Raw genomic sequence first — 206 nt, 5'->3', positions numbered from 1 at the left:
CAATTGTACCTACTGCACGCGCAGCACGTATTGAAGTACGTTTCCCAGATGCAACAATGAACCCTTACTTAGGTTTCTCTGCAATGTTGATGGCTCGTCTTGACGGTATCAAAATCAAGATCCAGCCTGGTGACTCTTTAGATAAAGATTTATACGACCTACCTTAAGAAGAAGCAGATGCAATCCCACAAGTAGCTGTTTCTTTT

The 206-nt window shown here is 42.2% G+C and carries 1 pseudogene; it reads left to right on the top strand.

Annotation, left to right across the window (positions count from 1 at the left end):
- A pseudogene (gene glnA, locus V6255_RS19220) lies at window positions 1-164 on the top strand (glutamine synthetase); the annotation flags it as partial.
- Window positions 165-206 lie beyond the last annotated feature (42 nt).

The organism is Psychromonas arctica (genome assembly GCF_038155225.1).
In the GTDB taxonomy this organism is placed as follows: domain Bacteria; phylum Pseudomonadota; class Gammaproteobacteria; order Enterobacterales; family Psychromonadaceae; genus Psychromonas; species Psychromonas arctica_B.
Note: the sequence above shows the minus strand (reverse complement) of the source record. Positions and strands in the feature narration are given on the sequence as shown.